The organism is Enterobacter sp. NFIX58 (assembly GCF_900110475.1).
Taxonomy (GTDB): domain Bacteria; phylum Pseudomonadota; class Gammaproteobacteria; order Enterobacterales; family Enterobacteriaceae; genus Enterobacter; species Enterobacter quasiroggenkampii.
Map to the genome: position 1 here is coordinate 439,222 of NZ_FODW01000001.1, position 21,925 is coordinate 461,146.

Below are 21,925 nucleotides of genomic sequence, written 5' to 3' on the forward strand. Positions count from 1 at the left end.
AATGGGAACGAAACGAGTGTAACAAAAAGCTGGACACGCGTTCAACTTTACGTAGGATCGCAATCTGGACATGTGTCCAGGTTTAAAATGAAAAGGAAATTTATGTTTCGTCAGTGGTTAGCGTTAGTGATTATCGTGCTGGTGTATATCCCGGTCGCGATTGACGCGACGGTGCTGCACGTGGCGGCGCCAACATTGAGCATGACGCTGGGCGCCAGCGGTAACGAATTATTGTGGATCATCGATATCTACTCGCTGGTGATGGCGGGGATGGTGCTGCCGATGGGCGCCCTGGGTGACCGCATCGGTTTTAAACGGCTGTTGATGATCGGCAGTACGCTGTTTGGCCTGTCATCGCTGGCGGCTGCGTTTGCCCCCTCAGCAGGATGGCTGATCGCGGCGCGCGCCTCGCTGGCGATCGGTGCTGCGATGATTATTCCGGCCACCCTGGCAGGGATCCGCACGCTTTTTACCGACGCGAAAGATCGCAACATCGCGCTCGGCGTCTGGGCGGCGGTCGGTTCCGGCGGGGCGGCGTTTGGCCCGCTGATTGGCGGTATGCTGCTGGAGCATTTTTACTGGGGATCGGTGTTTTTAATCAACGTGCCGATCGTGCTGGTGGTGGTGTCGCTGGCCGCGCGTTTTGTGCCCCGTCAGCAGGGCCGCCCGGAGCAGCCGCTGAATATCAGCCATGCCATCATGCTGATTGTGGCGATTTTGCTGCTGGTCTACAGCGCCAAAACCGCGCTTAAGGGCGTGCTGTCGCCGTGGCTGGTGGCCGCCGCGCTGGTTACCGGCTCGGTGCTGTTGTTTATCTTTGTGCGTATTCAGCTTCGTGCCCGCGTACCGATGATCGATATGCGTCTCTTCTGCCATCGCATTATTCTGAGCGGCGTGGTGATGGCGATGACCGCCATGATTGCCCTGGTCGGGTTTGAGCTGCTGATGGCCCAGGAGCTGCAGTTTGTCCATGGTTTTACGCCGTTTGAAGCGGGCATGTTTATGCTCCCGGTAATGGTGGCTAGCGGGTTCAGCGGACCGATTGCCGGTGTGCTGGTGGGCCGTCTGGGGCTACGCATTGTTGCTGCGGGGGGCATGGGGCTCAGCGCCGTCAGCTTTATCGGCCTGTCGACGCTCGACTTCAGCACGCAGCAGTGGCAGGCATGGGGGCTGATGGTGCTGCTCGGCTTCAGTGCTGCCAGCGCTCTGTTGGCCTCGACTTCCGCCATTATGGCTGCCGCGCCGAAGGAGAAAGCCGCCGCTGCAGGGGCGATTGAAACCATGTCCTATGAGCTTGGGGCCGGGCTGGGGATCGCCATTTTTGGTCTGCTGTTGACCCGCAGCTTCTCGGCGTCGATTGACCTGCCGCAGGGGCTGAATGCCTCGCTCATCGATAAAGCCTCGTCATCGATTGGGGAAGCGATGAAAGTGGCGCAGGATCTGACGCCGTCCCTGGCGGAGCCGGTGATTGAGGCGGCGAAAAGTGCGTTTATTACCTCCCACAGCGTGGCGCTGGGCAGTGCGGGCGGCATGCTGCTGTTGCTGGCAGTGGGGATCTGGTTCAGCCTGGCGAAGGTCAATCCGCAGTAAACCGCGCGGTAAAACAGGGGCAGCGGTTGGCGCGGGCGGGGCAGATGAGCTATGTTTTTTAAAGGATTATCTGACTCTTGCTGAAAAATATGAGCCCGCGCCACAGCAGTGAACCGTCCCAACCTCTCTCCCGGTTAACCCTGCTTGCAGGGGGCGCGCTGGGTGTTGTTTTTGGTGATATCGGCACCAGCCCGCTTTATACCTTCCCGACGGTGCTTTCGCTCTCTGAGCATGACCCGACGCCTGACGTCATCCTGGGCCTGCTCTCCCTGATTACCTGGACGCTCATCCTGGTGACCTCCATTAAGTATGCCGCCTTCGCCATGCGAATTGATAATCATGGCGAGGGGGGCATTATGGCTCTGATGTCGCTTCTGGTGGAAAAAGGCAAAGGCGGTCGCTGGGTCATTTTTGCCGCCCTAATTGGCGCCGCGTTGATATACGGTGACGGCGCGATTACCCCGGCCATCTCCGTGCTTTCCGCCCTGGAAGGGCTGGAGATGGTCATTCCGGAGTCCCAGCCGTACATCTTACCCCTCACGGTTGCGGTGTTGCTGGCGCTGTTCCTGATCCAGCCTTTTGGTACCGCCCGCATAGGGAAGATATTTGGCCCGGTGATGGCGCTGTGGTTCCTGGCGATTGCGGCCCTGGGCGTGCGGGGGATCGTTCAGCACCCCTCGGTACTGTTGGCCCTTAATCCTGCTTACGGCATCGCGTTTTTGTTTTCGAACGGGTACACCAGCTTCCTGGTCCTGGGGGGCGTATTTCTCTGCGTGACGGGTGCCGAGGCGCTGTACGCCGATATGGGGCATTTCGGTAAAAAGCCCATCTGGTTTGCCTGGTACGGCGTCGTCTTCCCTTCGCTGCTGCTCAACTATGCTGGTCAGTCAGCATTGATTCTGGCCGGTGCCGACAGCAAACAAAATCTATTCTATACGCTCTGTCCACCAGCGCTGCAGGTGCCGCTCATCATTCTTGCCGCACTGGCGACGATCATTGCCAGTCAGGCGATTATTACCGGCGCTTTTTCCATGACGCGTCAGGCGATTCAGCTCGGCTGGTTACCCCGGCTACGCATCAAACAGACGGCGGCAGAAAGCTACGGTCAGATCTATATCGGGATAATAAACTGGCTGCTGATGGTGGTGACGATAGGGCTGGTGGTGTTCTTTAAATCCTCCGACAAGCTTGCCGCGGCGTACGGCATTGCCGTGTCGTTAACCATGCTGATGACGACAGGACTGCTGTTTGTCGCTATGCGGGAAGTATGGCGCTGGAGCCTGTTCAGCAGCGGGATCATCGCCCTCTGTTTCCTGACGATCGATGCCACCTTCTTATTTGCCAATCTGATTAAGGTCCTTGAGGGCGGCTACATCCCGCTGCTGATGGCCGCCGCCATTTGTACGGTGATGCTGATCTGGCATCGCGGCGTGCAGGCGGTATCCGCGTCGGTGGGCGAGAAGGGCGTCAGCGTGGATGCGTTCTTTGCCCAGCTTCAGCAAAAAACGGTGCCCAGAGTGACGGGCTCTGCTGTCTTTTTGACCCGCACGCAGAACAATATCCCACCGGTAATGCGCTGGCATGTCGCGCGAAACCGGACGCTACAGCAGGACGTGTTGTCGCTGACCATTGATATTCTCAACGTGCCTTACGTCGGAGAAGAGCAGCGTATCAGGGTGGAACAGCGCGCGCCGGGCTACTGGCACGGCGTGGCGCAATATGGCTTTATGGAACACCCGGACATCCCGCGTTTGTTGCAGGGCGTCAGCGAGATTAACGCAATTTTTGCCACGGACGACGCCACCTGGTATGTCGGGCATGAAACCATTGTGGCAGGCGAAGGCGGGGCCGGTATGGCGGCCTGGCAACGACACATTTTTGCCTTCATGAAGCGCAACTGCACGCACGTCATCAACCACTACCACCTTCCCAGCGATCGGGTGGTTGAAATCAGCCGCCGCGTTGCCGTCTAGCGTCGCGCGAAAGCAGGGGCTGCTTTCGCGCCGTTCTAGCTCTCCTGGGCCGCGGACAGGACGCTGTGCAACAGCACGTTCGCCCCTTTCTCGGACCACTCAGGGAGGATCCTTTCCGCTTCGTTATGGCTGATGCCTTTCACGCAGGGGATAAAGATCATGCTGGCAGGGGCAATGTTACTGACATAGCAGGTGTCATGTCCCGCACCCGAGACCATCGGTTTTGACGAATAGCCCAGTTCTGCCACCGCCTTCTCCGTGCGAGCCAGACATTTGGCATCAAACGCGATGGGCGCGTAGTCAAAAATGCGATCAACGAGAGCCGACACGCCGCGCAGGCTCAGGCTTTCAGCCACCTTATGCAGCGCTGCCTCCATGGCTTCCAGTGCCGCCTGCGCCGGATGGCGAAACTCCACGCTGCATACCACGCGAGACGGCACGACGTTGCGCGAGTTTGGCGTAACCTGCGCCATACCGATCGTCGCGCGTCCGTCCGGCGCATGCCGATAGCCAATCTCTTCCACCTTCAGCGCCAGCTCCGCGAAGGCGGTCAGCGCGTCGCGGCGGCTGTGCATCGGCGTGGTGCCCGCGTGGGCGGCAAATCCGTCCAGCGTCAGGGTAAACCAGCGCTGGCCCATTGCCGCGCGGACGAGCCCGATATCCAGGGCTTCGTCTTCCAGAATCGGTCCCTGTTCGATGTGCAGCTCGTAGCAGGCGTGAACCGGAAACGCGCGAGCAGGGGCTTCACCCCGGTAGCCAATGCTATCCAGCGCTTCACCCACGGTGATGCCATCGTGATCGGCGCGGGCATGAGCGTACGCTTCGCTAAACTGCCCCGTCCAGACCCCTGAAGCGAGCATGGCTGGCGCGAAGCGCGCGCCTTCTTCATTGGTCCAGTTAACCAGCACGATGTCACGCTCCGTCTCAACGTGATGGTCATTGAGGGTACGCAGCAGCTCCAGCCCGGCCAGCACGCCGTAAACCCCGTCGTAGTTCCCCCCCAGCGGCTGGGTATCCACGTGTGAACCGGTCATGACCGGGGCAAGCTGCGGGTTTTTTCCCGCGCGGCGGATAAACATATTGCCCATGCTGTCGACGTCACAGGTAAAACCGGCGTCCAGCGCCCAGTCGCGCAGCAGGTTACGCGCAACACGATCTTCCTCGCTTAATGCCAGACGGGTGACGCCACCGGCGGGCGTGCCGCCGATCTGCGCCATCATCTCAAGCGTTGACCACAACCGTTCGGCGTTGACGCGGATCATGGCTTGTCCTTGCTGCTGCGGTAGCGGAAATCACAGCACGCACCGCCTTGCATAATGGTAGTGGTGCGGGTTAGCTCAACGTCCGGCGCATAGCCAACGATGAATTTTTCATCGCGCGCGCAGGAGAGCAGGTGGCCAATCTCGCCCAGCCCCATCTCGTGGTACATCTCCGCGTAGCGACAGCGGGTCACGTTATAGTTGTACTGCTGGTCGTCGGCGTCGATCACCTTCACCTCCAGGGCGTTATCTTTCTCCCACAGATACTGCAGGGCGATAAAGCTCTTGATGTTCGCGCCGTTGGGTTCTTTGCTGGCAAACGCTTTGCCAGCGTCAATCGCGGCCTGCTCAATGGCCTCGCCAATCACCGCCTGGGCGCGGGCTTTCCCTATCTCGCGCACCAGGATTTCATAAATTGGCTTAATAATTTCGGCTTCAATTTTGCGGCGGGCGAGAATGCCCAGCTCGTTATTATCACTCATCACATTGCCTCGCTGCGTTACTTCGCTTTTGCGCCGCCCAGCACGGTCTGCGGCTGCCATTTGCCGTCGACAACCTTGTAGACCGTGAACGACGGCGATTTCAGGTTGCCCTCTTTATCAAACGCGATCTGCCCGGTGACGCCGGAATAGCTAATGGCGCGCAGGGCAGGCAGATACGCGGAAGGCTCAACGGAGTCTGCTTTTTCCATTGCAGCAACCAGCACGCGGGTGGCGTCATAGGCGAACGGGGCGTGCAGTTCGATATGGGTGTGGTAGCGGGACTGATAGGCCTGTTCGAATGCCTTTCCACCCGGCATCTGGTCAACGGGCAGACCCGGCTCCAGCGCCACAACGCCTTCGCCTTCTTTCTGCGCCAGCTTGAGGAACGTCTGGCTGACGAATCCGCCTGCGCCCATCAGCGTGGCATTCATGCCCAGCTGTTTGATGCGACGGGCCAGCGGTGCGGCCTGGCTGTCGACGCCGCCGAAGAAGATCAGATCGGCGTTTTTACTGCGGATAGCGGTCAGTACGGCGCTGAAATCGACCGTTTTGTCATCCACGTACTGACGATCGACAATTTTCACGCCCTGGGATTCCAGCGATTTAATAAACTGGTCTGCAAGCCCCTGACCAAATGCGGTGCGGTCGTCGATCACCGCAATGCGTTTGGCTTTCAGGGTATTGACCGCATACTGACCGGCGAGCTGGCCGCCGTCATCGTCGTGTCCCATCACGCGGAAGCTGGTATCAAAACCTTGTTGCGTATAAGCGTGACCGGTCGCGACCGGTGCCACCTGAGCGATGCCTGCATCGTGATAAATGCGGGCCGCAGGAATGCTGGTGCCGGTGTTCCAGTGGCCGACCACGCCCGCCACATCGCTGTCCACCAGACGCTGCGCGACGGCTACGGCGGTACGCGGGTCGGACTGATCGTCTTCGGACTGCAGTTTGAAGGTGACCGCTTTGCCGCCGATGGTCGGGTGCTGCTTGTTAATGTCGTCAATGGCCAACTGCGCGCCGTTCTCCAGATCTTTCCCGATACGGGCAGATGGGCCGGTCAGCGGCCCCGCCAGACCGATGACCACGGTTTCGCTGTCAGCGGCCCACGTTGCCGTCGAGGCAAAGCTGCCGAGGAGAATAGCGGCGCTGAGCGCACTGATTTTTACTGTTTTCATTGTATTTCCCTGATGTTGGCTGGTGTGGTTAAACGGGCATTTCGCCCAAATAAATCTGTGCAATCTGGTCGTCGTTAAGCAGCGCTGTCGATTCGCCATGATGAACAATGCTGCCGCTGTCCATCACCCACGCGCTGTCGGTCACTTCCAGCGCGAGCCGGGCGTTTTGTTCAATAAGCAGCAGGGCGACACCGCGCTCACGCAGCCCGGCGATCACGGCAAAAATGTTCTCGACCATTTTCGGGGCAAGGCCCATCGAGGGCTCGTCGAGGATCAGTAGACGCGGGCGGCTGAGCAGGGCGCGGTTAAGGGCCAGCAGCTGTTGCTCACCGCCGGACAACAGCCCGGCAAGCTGATGCTGGCGTTCGCCCAGACGCGGGAAGCGCTCGAATATCTCGTTCATCTCGCGCTTAACGGTGACAGTGTCACGCCTTAGCCAGGCGCCCATCTGCAGGTTTTCCAGTACCGTCATGCGGGAGAAGATTCCGCGACCCTCCGGGACCATCACCAGTCCGTCGCGAAGCAGGGTCTCCGGGCTCTGTTTACGCACCGCTTTACCGCTGAATTCAATACTGCCGCTAAAGCTTTCCAGCCCGGTAATGGCGCGTACGGTGGAGCTTTTCCCCGCGCCGTTCGCGCCGATCAGCGTAGCCTGTTCGCCCTCGCGCAGGGTAAAGGAGACATCGCGTACGGCCTGAATGCCGCCGTAATGCACGTCCAGACGTTCTACCTTCAGTAATTCAGACATGGGCGTTGCCTCCAAGCCAGGCGGCGATCACTGCCGGGTCGCGCCGCACGTTTTCCGGCGTGCCGCTGGCAAGCGTTTTGCCGTAATCAAGGACCGTCAGACGGTCGCAGATGCCCATCACCAGCTTGACGTCATGTTCAATCATCAGCAGGGTTCTGCCGTCATCACGGATGCGGATGAGCAGCTCGCCGAGCGCCACTTTTTCCGCCGCGTTCATCCCGGCGGCGGGCTCGTCCAGCGCCAGCAGCAGCGGATCTGTTGCCAGCGCGCGGGCGATTTCCAGGCGACGCTGATGGCCATAGGCCAGATCGCAGGCGCGATAGTGGGCGAACTGCGCAATGCCGGTATAGTCCAGCCAGTGCCAGGCCAGTTCGCGGGTCTGTTTCTCTTCCTCACGGGCGCGTTTGTGGCGGCTCAGCGCGGCCCACAGGCCGTTACGGGTGCGAACGTGGCGGCCCACCATCACGTTTTCCAGTACCGACATGTCGTTGAAGAGGCGCACGTTCTGGAAGGTGCGCGCAATCCCGGCGGCGGTCACTTTCTCTATGTGTTTTGGGAAATAGGGCTTATCCGCTATCGAAAACTCGCCGCTGTCCGCCGGATAAAGGCCGGTGATGAGGTTAAAGCAGGTGGTTTTTCCCGCGCCGTTGGGGCCGATCAGCCCGTAGATCTCGCCTCTGTTCACGGTTATCGAAACGTCATCTACAGCAGTCAGCCCGCCGAAGCGTTTTGTCATGTTGCGTACGGTTAACAGGCTCATGCCTTCGCCTCCTTGTGGCGTACCGGCCAGATCCCGGACGGGCGTACCAGCATGACCAGCACCAGTGCCAGACCGTAAAACAGCTGGCGCAGCACTTCCGGGTCAATCAGCACCGTACCGAACAGCGCCTGCTGAACCGGCGCTGCCTGGCTGCGCAGCAGTTCCGGCAGGGCGGTAAGCAGTACCGCGCCCAGGATCACGCCCGGAATGTGCCCCATGCCGCCCAGCACCACCATTGCCAGTACGGCAATCGATTCCTGTAACGTGAAGGATTCCGGGGAGACAAAGCCCTGAAACGCGCCGAAAAGCGCACCCGCCACGCCGCCAAAGGAGGCGCCCATCGCAAAGGCGAGCAGCTTATAGTTACGCACGTTGATGCCCATCGCGCGCGCCACATCTTCATCCTCGCGGATGGCGTGCCAGGCGCGACCAATGCGGGAATGCTGCAGGCGCAGGCAGACAAAAATAATCGCCACAATGACCAGCATCAGCAGGTAGTACCACAGCCACAGGGCAGGCACTTTGAAACCAAACCAGTGGTATACGCCGCTGAACTTCAGGCCGAACAGGTTCAACGTATCCACCCCGGTAATGCCCTTTGCGCCGTTGGTAATGTTTACCGGACGGTCGAGGTTACGCATCAGGATGCGGATAATTTCGCCAAAGCCGAGGGTCACTATCGCCAGGTAGTCCCCGCGCAGCTTGAGCGTAGGAGCACCGAGTAAAATCCCGCAGACTGCCGCGACGAGGGCGGCCAGCGGAATAATGAGCAGATACGAGGTGTGTAGCCCGTCCGGGAACCAGACGCCGAGGATCGGAAACACCTCCAGCAGGTGTGGGGAGGCCATCAGTGCCGCGAGGTAGGCGCCGACCGCGTAAAAGGCGATAAAGCCCATGTCCAGCAGGCCGGTATAGCCGACCACAATATTAAGCCCGAGCGCCAGCATGATGTAGAGCAGGGCGAAGTCGATGACGCGCACCCAGTAGTTGCCGCCAAGCTGCGTGGCCACCACGGGAGCAATCAGCAGCGCAAGGCAGAACAGGCTCATGCCTGACCAGAATTTGCGTGTCGTCACCGGGGTCTGGAGTTGAAGTGTTGTCATGGTATTCCTTACGCCCTGTGCGCCACGCGCTCGCCCAGCAGGCCAGCCGGACGGAAGACCAACACCAGGATTAGCACCATAAAGGCAAAGACATCCTGATAGTTGCTGCCAAATACGCCATGGGTCAGTTCACCCAGGTAACCTGCGCCCAGCGCTTCGATAATGCCGAGCAGGATGCCGCCAATCATGGCGCCACGAATGTTACCAATGCCCCCCAGCACGGCGGCGGTAAAGGCCTTGATCCCGGGCAAAAAGCCCATCGAGAAGCTGGCGTTACCGTAATTGCTGGCCATCATCACGCCTGCCAGCGCGGCAAACACGCCGCCAATGGCAAACGTCAGGGTGATGATGGCGTTTGGGTTAACCCCCATCAGCGTGGCCACGCGTGGGTTTTCCGCCACGGCGCGCATGCCGCGCCCCAGACGGGTGTATTCCACCAGCAGCCACAGGCCGGTCATCACAGCCAGCGCCAGCGCCACGGTGACAATGCCGGTAACGGTCACGATGGCGGGCGGGTGCGTTTCACTTCCAGACGTCACGGCAATCGGATCCATGGGCAGGATCTGCGGGAACATCAGCGGGTTGCGCGTCCAGATAATCATCGCCACGGTTTGCAGCAGGACGGAGACGCCGATACCCGAGATAAGCGGCGCGAGCCGGGGGGCGTTGCGCAGTCGACGGTAGGCAAAGCGTTCCACGGCCATCGCCAGCACGGCGCAAACGGCCATGGCAATCATCAGGGCCATGCCAAGCTGCAACAGCAGCGGCATATGCGGGAAGGTGGTGTTCAGGGCGTTCATGGCGGAGAGCGTGGTGAGCGCGCCGACCATCAGAATATCGCCGTGGGCAAAGTTAATAATGCGCAAAATGCCATACACCATGGTATAGCCCAGCGCGATCAGCGCGTAGATGCTTCCCAGCATCACACCGTTGATCAGTTGTTGTATGAGTGTATCCAACGTCTGTACCCGCAAAGTGCTCGTTCTGCGGCTACCATCCAATAAATGAATTAAATTGTAAAATACGCATCTATTATTTCTTATGATAAATAAATATTGTTTTATCTTTATGATTTATATGAAAATAATTTATGCCTGCTTTTGGGTGAAAAGCCTAAAGAAATCAACATATGAATAAAACAGAACAATTGGCGAATCTGGCGGCGTATGCAGAAAGCCGCCTGGCAAACGATCCGCCGCTTCGGGCCGTACGTGCCTTTGAGGCCATCGCCCGGCTGGGCAGCGTCACGCTGGCCGCACAGGAGCTGAATATCTCTCCGTCGGCCGTCAGCCATCAGCTCAAGGTGCTCGAAGGATACCTGCAAATGCCGCTCACGGAACGTCAGGGGCGCAGGCTGGTGCTGAGCCAGCACGGGCGGGAATATTACCGCTCGATCCGTGCGGCCTTTAACGTGCTGCGCCAGGCGACGGAGCACCTGGCGGAGCAGGCGCAAACGCGTCAGGTCACCATCAGCCTGATCCCGCTTTTTGGTATGGGGTGGTTTATCCCACGTTTGCCTGCGTTTATGCGCGCCAATCCCCAAACCGAGATCAACGTGGTGTATGCCAACCACCGTAACTATCTGAGCGACGCGTCGGATATGTCGATTCGTTTTGGCAACGGGCAGTGGGCGGGCTATCAGAGTGAAAAGCTGATTTCCGGTCAGATGGTGCCGGTGTGCAGCCGTGCGTTTTTACGCATTCATGGCCATATCGATACGCCTGAGCAGTTGCTGCAAATGCCGCTCCTGCACGATGAAGAGCGCACGAGCTGGACGCAGTGGTTTTTGTTGCAGGGGGTAAAACGTCCTCTCCGGCGCAGCGGCCCGCTGTTTGAAGACGGACTGTTGACGCTGGCGGGCGTACAGGCTGGTCTGGGCTGTGCGCTAATGCGTGAGCCGCTGATTGCGCCGTATCTTGAGAGCGGCGAGCTGGTGAAGATCTTTGACCTACCGATTGATGACGGACGCGATTATTACCTCTGCGTGCGTTCAGATTCAGAGATGACCGAGGACGGCAAGCTGCTGCAAACCTGGCTGCGTCGGGCGGCGGGCCAGGAATAAGCGCCCCGAATAGAAAAAAGGCCAGCGATAATCGCCGGCCTTTTGTCCTGACACATCTTAGAACTGGTAGGTCAGACCTACAGCAACGATGTTGTCGGTAGCCACTTTAGCATCTTTGGTGAACTTGCTGTCATCAACAAGGTTGATTTTGTAATCAACGTAGGTAGACATGTTTTTGTTGAAGTAGTAGCTCGCGCCAACGTCAACGTATTCAACCAGATCCTGGTCGCCGTAAGAACCGATGTCTTTACCTTTGGATTTCAGATAAGCGATGGATGGACGCAGACCGAAGTCGAACTGGTACTGAGCCACAACTTCGAAGTTCTGTGCTTTGTTCGCCACGTGACCGTTACCGAATGCCGTCATGTTGCGGGTTTCAGAGTAAGTGGTTGCCAGGTAGATGTTGTTGGCATCGTACTTCAGACCTGCAGCCCATACTTCTGCGTTCTCACCACCTGCATTCAGGTTGCTTGCAGCACGAACCTGACGGTCAGTACGGTCAGATTTCGCGTAGGCTGCACTTGCAGCAAATCCATCAAACTCATAGCTGGAAGACAGACCCCAGCCGTCACCGTTGGATTCGGTGATATCGGTACGGTCGTTTTTACCCTGGTACTGTGCTGCAAAGTTCAGACCATCAACCAGGCCAAAGAAGTCGGTGTTACGGTAGGTTGCAACGCCAGTGGTACGGCCAGTCATAAAGCCATCGGTCTGGGTCCAGGTATCGCCGCCGAACTCTGGCAGAACGTCAGTCCATGCGCCGACGTCGTAAGCAACACCGTAGTTACGACCATAGTCGAAAGAACCGAATTCGTTGAATTTCAGACCTGCAAACGCCAGACGCGTTTTGTTACCGTCAGAACCCTGAGCTTCGGAGCGGTTGCCCTTGAACTCATATTCCCACTGGCCGTAACCGGTCATCTGGTCGTTAATCTGCGTTTCGCCTTTGAAGCCCAGACGAACGTAAGTTTTGTCGCCGTCGTTGTTTGTATCATCTGAGAAATAGTGCAGACCTGTCACTTTACCGTACAGATCCAGCTTGTTACCGTCTTTGTTGTAAATTTCGGCAGCGTTAACAACGCCTGCTGCCAGCATGGAAGTGACTGCCACTGCAACTAATTTAAGTTTCATCTTAAATGTTCCTTATAATTTTTTTGGGTATTTCCTGAACCACTTTGAACGATTTCTAAACGAGGCTGTTCGTCAATGGCATGCTATTCTTAAAAATCTCGTAGTCTTATTTCAATAATAAGTTTCAAAATATTAGAGATAATTTCAATTAGTGTGATCTCGATCGTGTGGGAAGGGTGATATTCAAACAATATGAGCGGAATTTATACGATTAATATGTATTTAATGCGTGGGATTATTGCTGTCGCTATAATTTCTGAAGGTTTTAGTATCGTGCGTTAGATTTCGGTATGTTCGAGGGGCTGAGGCGGGTTCTATTACTTTTTTTCTTTAAAATTAGTGGGTTGGTCTGAATATTCGACGGCTATTCCGCATATTTCAATAAATGTGTCAGATCTGAATTATTGCAGTCATGGCTATCCATGGCGTTAATATTGATGGTTGACTAATTTCATGTCGTTGTCAGTTTATGTCAATTCCTTTCAGGGGGCTTTACAGATAACAGCAAATATAAACCGAATTTAAACAGACTGTCTGTTATCAGAATAAATATTCTGAAGTGCGATCACATTTTAAATTTATGTTAATTATGTTGCCGGGTTGATATTCCCCCGGCCACGGGAGAAAACCTTATTTTCGCGTTGCGTACCAGCAGAGCAACGACCCGGCGCAGACCATCAGCGCGCCTTGCCAGAACGAGAATGAAAGGGGGGAGCTTAACACTGCGGCAGCAAGCGCAGCAGAGAGTACGGGGGTAAAATAGGACACGGCAGCCAGCACCGTGACGTTACCGTGCAGGATACCAATATTCCATGCGGCGTAACCAAACCCAAGCGCAATGCCGCACATAACGAGCTTCACCACCACCGGGAGGGTAAACACCATGTCGGGCTGATCGCTCAGGGCATATTTCACCCACAGACTAAGCGCGGTCAGCAAGACAAACAGGGTGATGCCGTTTTGTCCTTTCGCAAATTTGCTGGTGACCGTGCAATAGGCGGCCCAGATAAAGGCCCCGGCAAACGCCAGCGCATAGCTGAGAGGGCTGGAAACGACATTGCGGGTTATTTCTTCAAGGTGTAATCCTTCTTCGCCGCCCAATACCCAGCAGACGCCCAGCAGCGAAATGACCAGGCCTGGGATCACCCACAGGGTAGATTTTTGCCCGTTGAACAAAATCGCAAATACGATCGTCAGGCTCGGCCAGAGGTAATTCACCATACCGACTTCAATCGCCTGCGTGCGCGTGGCGGCATAGCCCAGCGACAGCGCCAGGCATATTTCGTAGCTGACAAATAAAACGCTGCCCGCAATAAGATACCGCGGCGAGAACCGTCTGATATCAGGAAATCCTACCGTCACCAGGCACAGCAATCCGCTGAGGGTATAGATCATCGCCGCACCGCCTACCGGGCCCAGTCCCTCACTCACGCTGCGAATAAGGCCGACCATGGTGCTCCATAACAATATCGCCGCCAGCCCAATAAGCGTTGCTCTCTTTCTGTCCATTACTTCGCCATCGCAATAAAAATCAAAGGAAAAATGTATCGCATTACGCCTGTCGCTGTCGTGAATTATTCTCTTAAGCCGTTAATCAAAAAGGGGTAATGAAATATTGCGGGGGTGACTATTAAGGGGGGGAAGACAGATGACCTTGATTTGACGCAAAAAAATCAGGGGCTTTGCTGTTAGTTTGCGGCGCGAAGTCTTTTCAGATAACGAGGACAACAATGGACGTCAGCCGCAGACAATTTTTTAAAATCTGCGCGGGCGGTATGGCCGGAACAACAGCCGCAATGCTGGGATTTGCTCCCAAAATGGCGCTGGCTCAGGCACGCAACTATAAGCTGCTGCGCGCGAAAGAGATCCGTAACACCTGCACATACTGCTCCGTGGGTTGTGGGCTTTTAATGTATAGCCTGGGCGATGGCGCGAAGAACGCCAGAGAAGCGATTTACCACATTGAAGGGGATCCGGATCATCCGGTGAGCCGCGGGGCGCTTTGCCCGAAAGGGGCGGGGCTGCTGGACTACGTTCACAGCGAAAACCGCCTGCGCTACCCGGAATATCGCGCGCCGGGTTCTGATAAATGGCAGCGTATCTCCTGGGATGAGGCCTTCTCCCGTATTGCAAAATTAATGAAAGCCGACCGCGACGCCAACTTTATTGAAAAGAACGCGCAGGGCGTGACGGTCAATCGCTGGCTGACCACCGGCATGTTATGTGCCTCGGCGGCCAGTAATGAAACCGGCATGCTGACGCAAAAATTTGTGCGCTCTCTCGGCATGCTGGCGGTAGACAACCAGGCGCGCGTCTGACACGGACCAACGGTAGCAAGTCTTGCTCCAACATTTGGTCGCGGTGCGATGACCAACCACTGGGTTGATATCAAAAATGCTAACGTCGTGGTGGTGATGGGTGGTAACGCCGCTGAAGCCCATCCGGTGGGGTTCCGCTGGGCGATGGAAGCGAAAAACAACAATGATGCGACGCTTATCGTTGTCGATCCGCGCTTTACGCGTACGGCATCGGTGGCCGATATCTATGCGCCAATCCGCTCCGGTACGGACATCACGTTCCTGTCCGGTGTGCTGCTGTACCTGATCGAAAACAACAAAATTAACGCGGAATACGTTAAGCACTACACCAACGCGAACCTGCTGGTGCGGGATGACTTTGCCTTCGATGACGGACTGTTTAGTGGCTATGACGCCGAAAAACGCCAGTACGATAAAACGTCCTGGAACTATCAGTTCGATGAAAACGGCTATGCGATGCGGGATGAAACCCTGACGCACCCGCGCTGCGTGTGGAACCTGCTGAAACAGCATGTTTCCCGCTATACGCCGGACGTTGTGGAAAACATCTGCGGCACGCCGAAAGCGGACTTCCTGAAGGTGTGTGAGGTGCTGGCCTCCACCAGCGCCGCCGACAGAACCACCACGTTCCTGTACGCGCTGGGCTGGACGCAACACACCGTCGGCGCGCAGAACATCCGCACCATGGCGATGATCCAGCTGCTGCTCGGCAACATGGGCATGGCCGGGGGTGGCGTGAACGCGCTGCGGGGTCACTCCAACATTCAGGGGCTGACCGACCTCGGACTGCTCTCGACCAGCCTGCCGGGCTACCTGACGCTGCCGTCTGAAAAGCAGACGGATCTGCAAAGCTATCTGGCGGAGAACACGCCAAAAGCGACGCTGCCGGACCAGGTGAACTACTGGAGCAACTATCCGAAGTTCTACGTCAGCCTGATGAAATCCTTCTACGGCGATGCGGCGCAGAAAGAGAACGACTGGGGCTTTGAGTGGCTGCCGAAGTGGGATCAGGCTTATGACGTCATCAAGTATTTCAACATGATGGATAAGGGCGACGTCACGGGATATATCTGCCAGGGCTTCAACCCGGTGGCCTCCTTCCCGGACAAGAACAAAGTCGTTCGCAGCCTGAGCAAGCTGAAGTACATGGTCGTTATCGATCCGCTGGTGACCGAGACCTCCACCTTCTGGCAGAACCACGGGGAATCAAACGATGTCGATCCGGCCTCGATTCAGACCGAAGTGTTCCGCCTGCCGTCCACCTGTTTTGCGGAAGAGGATGGCTCCATTGCCAACTCCGGCCGCTGGCTGCAGTGGCACTGGAAAGGTCAGGATGCACCGGGTGAAGCGCGTAACGACGGCGAGATCCTGGCCGGGATTTACCACCGCCTGCGCGAAATGTACCGCACCGAAGGCGGCAAAGGCGCGGGGCCGCTGCTGAAGATGAGCTGGCGCTACAAGCAGCCGGATCGTCCCGAGTCTGAAGAAGTCGCGAAAGAGAACAACGGCGTGGCGCTGGCGGATCTGTATGACGCGAGCGGCAATCTGGTGGCGAAGAAAGGTCAGCTGCTGAACAGCTTCGCGCTGCTGCGCGACGACGGCACCACGGCCTCGTCCTGCTGGATCTACACCGGCAGCTGGACCGAGCAGGGTAACCAGATGGCCAACCGCGATAACGCTGACCCGTCAGGTCTGGGCAACACCCTGGGCTGGGCATGGGCGTGGCCGCTGAACCGTCGCGTGCTGTACAACCGCGCGTCGGCGGACATCAACGGCAAGCCGTGGGATCCGAAGCGCATGCTGATCCAGTGGAACGGGGCGAAATGGACGGGGAACGATATCCCGGACTACAGCACCGCCGCACCGGGCAGCAACACCGGACCGTTTATCATGCAGCCGGAAGGGTTGGGGCGCCTGTTTGCGCTCAACAAGCTGGCGGAAGGGCCGTTCCCGGAGCACTACGAGCCGATGGAAACGCCGCTGGGGACAAACCCGCTGCACCCGAACGTGGTCTCCAGTCCGGTGGTGCGTATCTACGAAGACGACGCGCTGCGTCTGGGCAAAAAGGACAAATTCCCGTACGTGGGGACGACCTACCGCCTGACCGAGCATTTCCATACCTGGACCAAGCACGCGCGGCTTAACGCTATCGCGCAGCCGGAACAATTTGTGGAGATAAGCGAAACGCTGGCGAAGGCGAAAGGCATTGCCAACGGCGATCGCGTGAAGGTGAGCAGCAAGCGCGGCTTTATCCGCGCGGTGGCGGTGGTCACCCGCCGCCTGCAGTCGCTGAACGTTCACGGCCAGCAGGTGGAAACCGTCGGCATCCCGCTGCACTGGGGCTTTGAAGGGGTGGCGCAGAAAGGCTACATCGCCAATACCCTGACGCCTAACGTCGGCGATTCCAACTCGCAAACGCCGGAGTACAAAGCGTTTCTGGTCAACATCGAGAAAGCGTAAGGAGCGATTAAATGGCGATGGAAACACAAGACATTATTAAACGCTCCGCGACTAACCCGATTACCCCCGCGCCTCGCGCGCGGGACTACAAGGCAGAAGTCGCCAAGCTTATCGACGTCTCCTCCTGCGTGGGCTGTAAAGCCTGCCAGGTGGCCTGCTCGGAGTGGAACGACATCCGTGACGAGGTGGGGCACTGCGTAGGGGTTTACGATAATCCGGCGGATCTGAGCGCCAAATCCTGGACGGTGATGCGTTTTAGCGAAACCGACCAGAACGGCAAGCTGGAGTGGCTGATCCGCAAAGACGGCTGCATGCACTGTGAAGATCCGGGCTGCCTGAAGGCGTGCCCGTCTGCCGGGGCAATTATCCAGTATGCCAACGGGATCGTCGATTTCCAGCAGGACAACTGCATCGGCTGCGGCTACTGCATCGCGGGCTGTCCGTTTAATATTCCGCGCCTCAATAAAGAGGATAACCGGGTATACAAATGTACCCTGTGCGTGGACCGCGTCAGCGTCGGTCAGGAACCTGCCTGCGTGAAGACCTGTCCCACCGGGGCGATCCACTTCGGCACCAAAAAAGAGATGCTGGACGTGGCGCAGCAGCGTGTCGATAAGCTCAAAGCGCGGGGCTACAACAAAGCGGGCATTTACAACCCGCAGGGCGTGGGCGGTACGCACGTGATGTATGTGCTGCACCATAGCGACCAGCCGGAGCTGTACCACAACCTGCCGAAGGATCCGGCGATCGATACCTCCATCAACCTGTGGAAAGGGGCGCTTAAACCGCTCTCCGCGGCGGGCTTTATCGCCACCTTTGCCGGGCTGATCTATCACTACATTGGTATCGGGCCAAACAAAGAGGTGGATGACGACGAGGAGGAGCATCATGAGTAAGTCGAAAATGGTAGTGCGCACCAAATTTGTCGATCGCGCCTGTCACTGGACGGTGGTGGTCTGCTTCTTCCTGGTGGCGGTATCGGGAATTTCGTTCTTCTTCCCGACGCTGCAGTGGCTGACCGAAACCTTCGGTACGCCGCAGATGGGGCGCATTCTGCACCCGTTCTTCGGCGTGCTGATTTTCGTGGTGCTGATGTTTATGTTCGTGCGCTTCGTCCATCACAATATTCCTGACAAGCAGGATATCCCGTGGGTGAAAGGGATTGTCGAAGTCCTGAAGGGTAACGAGCACAAAGTCGCGAAGGTCGGGAAATACAACGCCGGGCAGAAGATGATGTTCTGGACCATCATGAGCATGATTTTTGTGCTGCTGGTGACCGGCGTGATGATCTGGCGTCCGTATTTTGCGCATTATTTCCCGATTCAGGTGGTGCGTTACGCGCTGCTTATCCACGCGACGTCGGCCATCATCCTGATTCATGCCATCCTGATCCATATGTATATGGCGTTCTGGGTGAAAGGGTCAATCAAAGGGATGATTGAAGGGAAGGTGAGCCGCCGCTGGGCGCAGAAACACCACCCGCGCTGGTACCGTGATGTGGAGCGACTGGAAGCAAAACAGGAAAGTACGGAAGGGATGAAGTAAGACCTGCGCCGTCGGCTTTGCCCGGCGGCGCTGCGCTTGCGCGGGCCTACTCTTCAAATCAGAACCGCTCCTCCACATACCGGAACGGATATTTTGTGGGTTTGATTTTACCGATTTTGCGTTTCGGTAAATCCACTTTCTCAACGTGTATTTCTTTATACGGGATCTGCGAAAGCAGATGCGAAATAATGTTCAGTCGCACGCGTTTTTTATCCTCTGAACGCGCCACAAACCACGGCGCCCAGGCGGTGTCGGTGGCTTCAAACATGGCGTCGCGGGCGCGGGTGTACTCGTCCCACAGGTTAAAGGATTTAATATCCATCGGCGACAGCTTCCAGATCTTACGCCCATCGTTAATACGGTCGCGCAGGCGTCGCTCCTGCTCTTTCGGCGTCACCTCCAGCCAGTACTTCAGCAGGATAATCCCGGCATCGACCATCGCTTTTTCCATAACCGGCGCGCCGTCTAAAAATTTCTCCGCCTGTTCCTCCGTGCAGAACCCCATCACTCGCTCCACGCCCGCGCGGTTATACCAGCTGCGATCGAAGATCACGATTTCACCCGCCGAAGGCAGGTGGGGCACATAGCGCTGGAAGTAAAGCTGGCTTTTTTCCTTTTCAGTCGGAGCAGGGAGCGCAACAACGCGAAACACGCGCGGGCTGACGCGCTCGGTGATCGCTTTAATGGTGCCGCCTTTGCCGGCACCGTCGCGTCCTTCAAAAACAATACACACTTTTAACCCTTTGGCGACGACCCATTGCTGGAGCTTAACCAGTTCGACGTGCAGGCGGCGGAGCTCTTTCTCATACTCTTTGGTCTTAAGCGGTGCATTCGTTACGACATCAACAGCGACAGGGGTTTTCTTTTTGCTTCCCATGATTGTCATCCTCAGGTTGTCCGGTGCGGAAAAAGCGAGGCCGCACTATGAAGTGTAATCCACCTGAATTAATGGATTAACCTGTCAGCCAGCTGATTTGAACTGGCTCACCATACAAGATTATTCAATAATGCCCGTTGCGAGTGATTAACCCGTGGTTGAGGTATGAAAAAGACAATATTTTCGTTGGCGCTTGGCACATTTGGCCTGGGCATGGCCGAATTTGGCATTATGGGCGTGTTAACCGAGCTGGCGCATGACACCGGTATTTCGATTCCCTCCGCCGGGAATATGATCTCGTTTTATGCCTTCGGCGTGGTGATTGGCGCCCCGATTGTGGCGCTCTTCTCAGGCAAGTTCTCGTTAAAAACCACGCTGCTGTTTCTGGTTGCCCTGTGCGCGGTCGGGAACGCTCTGTTTACGTTTTCTACGTCATATTTCTGGCTGGCGACCGGGCGCCTGATTTCTGGTTTTCCTCACGGCGCGATTTTCGGCGTCGGGGCGATTATTCTGTCTAAAATTGCGCCGCCCGGGAAGGTGACGGTCGCGGTGGCCGGAATGATCGCCGGGATGACCGTCGCCAATCTCGTGGGCGTCCCGCTCGGCACCTGGTTGGGACACCAGTTCAACTGGCGTTATACCTTTTTCCTGATCGCCCTGTTCGATGCGCTGGTGATCCTCTCGGTGCTGATCTGGGTGCCGGACATCCATGACAAATCAGAAATTAAACTGACCGAGCAGTTCCAGTTCCTGAATAAACCGGAGCCCTGGCTGATTTTTGCCGCCACGATGTTTGGTAATGCTGGCGTGTTCGCGTGGTTCAGCTTCGTTAAACCGTTTATGGTCAACGTTTCTGGCTTTTCCGAAGGCATGATGACGATCATTATGATGCTGATGGGCCTTGGCATGGTGTTGGGCAATCTGTTGAGCGGCAAACTCTCGGGACGCTTTAGCCCGCTGCGCATTGCGGCAACCACCGACATGGTCATTGTCGCCTCGCTGCTGCTGCTTTTCGCCTGCGGTGAACTGAAAACGGCTTCGCTAATCACGGGCTTTATCTGCTGTGCCGGGCTGTTCGCGCTCTCTGCGCCGCTGCAGATCCTGCTTCTGCAAAATGCGAAGGGCGGCGAGATGCTGGGGGCGGCCGGAGGGCAGATGGCGTTTAATCTCGGCAGTGCTATCGGGGCGTACTTTGGCGGGATGATGATTACCCTCGGCTTTAGCTGGCGCTACGTCACGCTGCCTGCGGCGTTACTCTCGTTCTCGGCCATGAGCGCGCTGTTGGTATACGGTTACCTGCGGGCCAGACAGGCTCAGGCTAACGCTCGCGCGCTAGCCTGATTGAAGTCAGGCAATCCAGGGCTCGCCCAGGGTCAGCATCAGGCGGTTAGCCCAGGCGAAGAACGCGGCGGACTGCACCAGATCAAGCTGGGCTAAGGTGTCCAGCCCCTCTTTTTCCAGCGCGGCAAGGTGCAGCGGCGTGGCGGCAGGCGGGGTTACCGACAGCGCTGCCGCAAAATTAATCTCCGCCTGCCAGCGCGCAGATTGCCCCTCGCTCAGGGACTGTCCCGGACGCACGGCCAGCAGGGCCTCTACCGCTGCGTCATCCTTTGACAGCTGGCTGGCTTTCCGCGCATGGACAGATGCGCAGTAGATGCAGCCGTTAATTTTACTGGCGACCGTTGCGGCCAGCTCGCGCTCGGCGCGCGGCAATCCCCCCGGCGTATAAAAAATCCCTTTATCCGTTAGCGTGCGCTGTTCAAGCACCGGCAGGTTGCGTCCCAGCAGTCGGAAATAGTCGGAATCGGTGTGGCCAAACTTCGCCAGTATAGCAACCTCGTCATCACGAAAATCCGCCAGCGGTTTGGCGGCGATCCACGGCTCCCAGCCCAGTTCCTGCTGGGTGAAGGCGACGGGAGCCGCCTTTCCGGTGGCCGTGGTGGCGGTCGTGTGCCAGACGCCTGCCGCCACCGGCGCATCGCTTGTGGCGACAGGCCTGTCATTCAGCAGCCGCAGCCCGGCAATCAGTCGGCTCTGGAAGCTGACAAAGGCGATAAGCTGCGCAAGAGTCACGATGCCTTCCTTGCTCCATCCCGCCTGGGTCAGCGCCCTTAACGATGTCGGCGTGGCTTCGACGGGGGAGAAGGTCAGCAGGCGCGCGAAATTGAGCGCCGGGGTCAGACGGTCTGAGGTCGGGTCTGCCAGGCCAAACCCCGCATAGTGCGCGGCCAGCGCCTCCGCGTTATGCCACCTCGCAACTTTTGCCGCGACGGCGAAGCGCTCGTCCAGCGCAAAATCGCTATTCTGCTGAGTGAATAAGATTTCGTAGCTGCCCTGTGCGTGGCGCGTGGCGGCGTCCCGCGTGGCGCGCGCCTCTGCCAGAGGGGAACCGGGTTTAATTTCCGCCAGCTCGGCGAGAATGTCGTGACTTAATGACATAGG

Annotated in this window: 18 protein-coding genes; 7 read left to right on the forward strand and 11 right to left on the reverse strand. The window is 57.4% G+C overall.

The window, feature by feature from the left end; all coding sequences use genetic code 11:
- Positions 1 to 102 precede the first annotated feature (102 nt).
- Together BMW97_RS02175 and BMW97_RS02180 are read left to right on the forward strand one after the other, a co-directional pair.
- Positions 103 to 1,590, forward strand: coding sequence for an MFS transporter (locus BMW97_RS02175; protein WP_090392474.1), 1,488 nt, complete (start codon positions 103 to 105; stop codon positions 1,588 to 1,590).
- A gap of 89 nt (positions 1,591 to 1,679) precedes the next feature.
- Positions 1,680 to 3,563, forward strand: coding sequence for a potassium transporter Kup (locus BMW97_RS02180; RefSeq protein ID WP_090392686.1), 1,884 nt, complete (start codon positions 1,680 to 1,682; stop codon positions 3,561 to 3,563).
- Between the two features lie 35 nt (positions 3,564 to 3,598).
- On the opposite strand, the gene BMW97_RS02185 is transcribed toward BMW97_RS02180, so the two are convergent.
- Genes BMW97_RS02185 through BMW97_RS02215 form a run of 7 tightly spaced genes read right to left on the reverse strand, consistent with a single transcriptional unit; the run spans position 3,599 to position 10,049 of the window.
- The gene (locus tag BMW97_RS02185) at positions 3,599 to 4,825 is read right to left on the reverse strand and encodes a Zn-dependent hydrolase (protein ID WP_090392476.1); all 1,227 of its coding nucleotides are present in this window, start codon (positions 4,823 to 4,825) and stop codon (positions 3,599 to 3,601) included.
- A complete protein-coding gene (locus tag BMW97_RS02190; RefSeq protein WP_023619185.1) occupies positions 4,822 to 5,304 on the reverse strand; it encodes an L-2-amino-thiazoline-4-carboxylic acid hydrolase in 483 nt (160 codons plus the stop codon). Before BMW97_RS02190 ends, BMW97_RS02185 begins: the two co-directional genes overlap by 4 nt.
- 17 nt (positions 5,305 to 5,321) lie before the next feature.
- Entirely contained in the window at positions 5,322 to 6,479 is a 1,158-nt protein-coding gene (locus BMW97_RS02195; protein ID WP_048223361.1) for a branched-chain amino acid ABC transporter substrate-binding protein, read from the reverse strand.
- 28 nt (positions 6,480 to 6,507) lie between these two features.
- On the reverse strand, positions 6,508 to 7,227 hold the full coding sequence (locus tag BMW97_RS02200; RefSeq protein WP_069719167.1) for an ABC transporter ATP-binding protein: 720 nt from the start codon (positions 7,225 to 7,227) through the stop codon (positions 6,508 to 6,510).
- Complete coding sequence (locus BMW97_RS02205) at positions 7,220 to 7,987, reverse strand: ABC transporter ATP-binding protein (protein WP_090392478.1); 768 nt, start codon at positions 7,985 to 7,987, stop codon at positions 7,220 to 7,222. The genes BMW97_RS02200 and BMW97_RS02205 overlap by 8 nt, the downstream gene beginning before the upstream one ends.
- Positions 7,984 to 9,090, reverse strand: a complete 1,107-nt coding sequence (locus BMW97_RS02210) for a branched-chain amino acid ABC transporter permease (protein ID WP_090392480.1) — start codon at positions 9,088 to 9,090, stop codon at positions 7,984 to 7,986. Before BMW97_RS02210 ends, BMW97_RS02205 begins: the two co-directional genes overlap by 4 nt.
- A gap of 8 nt (positions 9,091 to 9,098) precedes the next feature.
- Complete coding sequence (locus tag BMW97_RS02215) at positions 9,099 to 10,049, reverse strand: branched-chain amino acid ABC transporter permease (RefSeq protein ID WP_090392481.1); 951 nt, start codon at positions 10,047 to 10,049, stop codon at positions 9,099 to 9,101.
- Between the two features lie 170 nt (positions 10,050 to 10,219).
- Between BMW97_RS02215 and BMW97_RS02220 the strand changes: the two genes are divergently transcribed.
- Positions 10,220 to 11,152 (forward strand): LysR substrate-binding domain-containing protein, encoded by a 933-nt coding sequence (locus tag BMW97_RS02220; protein ID WP_090392483.1) that lies wholly within the window; start codon positions 10,220 to 10,222, stop codon positions 11,150 to 11,152.
- Positions 11,153 to 11,209: 57 nt separating this feature from the next.
- Here BMW97_RS02220 and ompC read toward each other — a convergent pair whose 3' ends face one another.
- Together ompC and yddG are read right to left on the reverse strand one after the other, a co-directional pair.
- Positions 11,210 to 12,283, reverse strand: a complete 1,074-nt coding sequence (gene ompC, locus BMW97_RS02225) for a porin OmpC (protein ID WP_021240201.1) — start codon at positions 12,281 to 12,283, stop codon at positions 11,210 to 11,212.
- 630 nt (positions 12,284 to 12,913) lie between these two features.
- A complete protein-coding gene (gene yddG / locus BMW97_RS02230; RefSeq protein WP_090392485.1) occupies positions 12,914 to 13,792 on the reverse strand; it encodes an aromatic amino acid DMT transporter YddG in 879 nt (292 codons plus the stop codon).
- A 221-nt stretch (positions 13,793 to 14,013) separates the two neighbouring features.
- Between yddG and fdnG the strand changes: the two genes are divergently transcribed.
- Genes fdnG through fdnI form a run of 3 tightly spaced genes read left to right on the forward strand, consistent with a single transcriptional unit; the run spans position 14,014 to position 18,606 of the window.
- A complete protein-coding gene (gene fdnG, locus BMW97_RS02240; protein ID WP_139177180.1) occupies positions 14,014 to 17,061 on the forward strand; it encodes a formate dehydrogenase-N subunit alpha in 3,048 nt (1,015 codons plus the stop codon).
- Between the two features lie 11 nt (positions 17,062 to 17,072).
- Complete coding sequence (gene fdxH / locus BMW97_RS02245; RefSeq protein WP_069719171.1) at positions 17,073 to 17,957, forward strand: formate dehydrogenase subunit beta; 885 nt, start codon at positions 17,073 to 17,075, stop codon at positions 17,955 to 17,957.
- A complete protein-coding gene (fdnI, locus tag BMW97_RS02250; RefSeq protein WP_090392489.1) occupies positions 17,950 to 18,606 on the forward strand; it encodes a formate dehydrogenase-N subunit gamma in 657 nt (218 codons plus the stop codon). Before fdxH ends, fdnI begins: the two co-directional genes overlap by 8 nt.
- A gap of 58 nt (positions 18,607 to 18,664) precedes the next feature.
- Here fdnI and ppk2 read toward each other — a convergent pair whose 3' ends face one another.
- Positions 18,665 to 19,483 (reverse strand): polyphosphate kinase 2, encoded by an 819-nt coding sequence (gene ppk2, locus BMW97_RS02255; RefSeq protein ID WP_045908792.1) that lies wholly within the window; start codon positions 19,481 to 19,483, stop codon positions 18,665 to 18,667.
- 165 nt (positions 19,484 to 19,648) lie between these two features.
- On the opposite strand from ppk2, the gene araJ reads away from it, so the two are divergent.
- Positions 19,649 to 20,824: an MFS transporter AraJ gene (gene araJ, locus BMW97_RS02260; RefSeq protein ID WP_090392491.1), complete on the forward strand. Its 1,176-nt coding sequence runs from the start codon at positions 19,649 to 19,651 to the stop codon at positions 20,822 to 20,824.
- Positions 20,825 to 20,830: 6 nt separating this feature from the next.
- Here araJ and BMW97_RS02265 read toward each other — a convergent pair whose 3' ends face one another.
- A complete protein-coding gene (locus BMW97_RS02265) occupies positions 20,831 to 21,922 on the reverse strand; it encodes an alkylhydroperoxidase domain protein (RefSeq protein WP_090392493.1) in 1,092 nt (363 codons plus the stop codon).
- Positions 21,923 to 21,925: the final 3 nt, after the last annotated feature.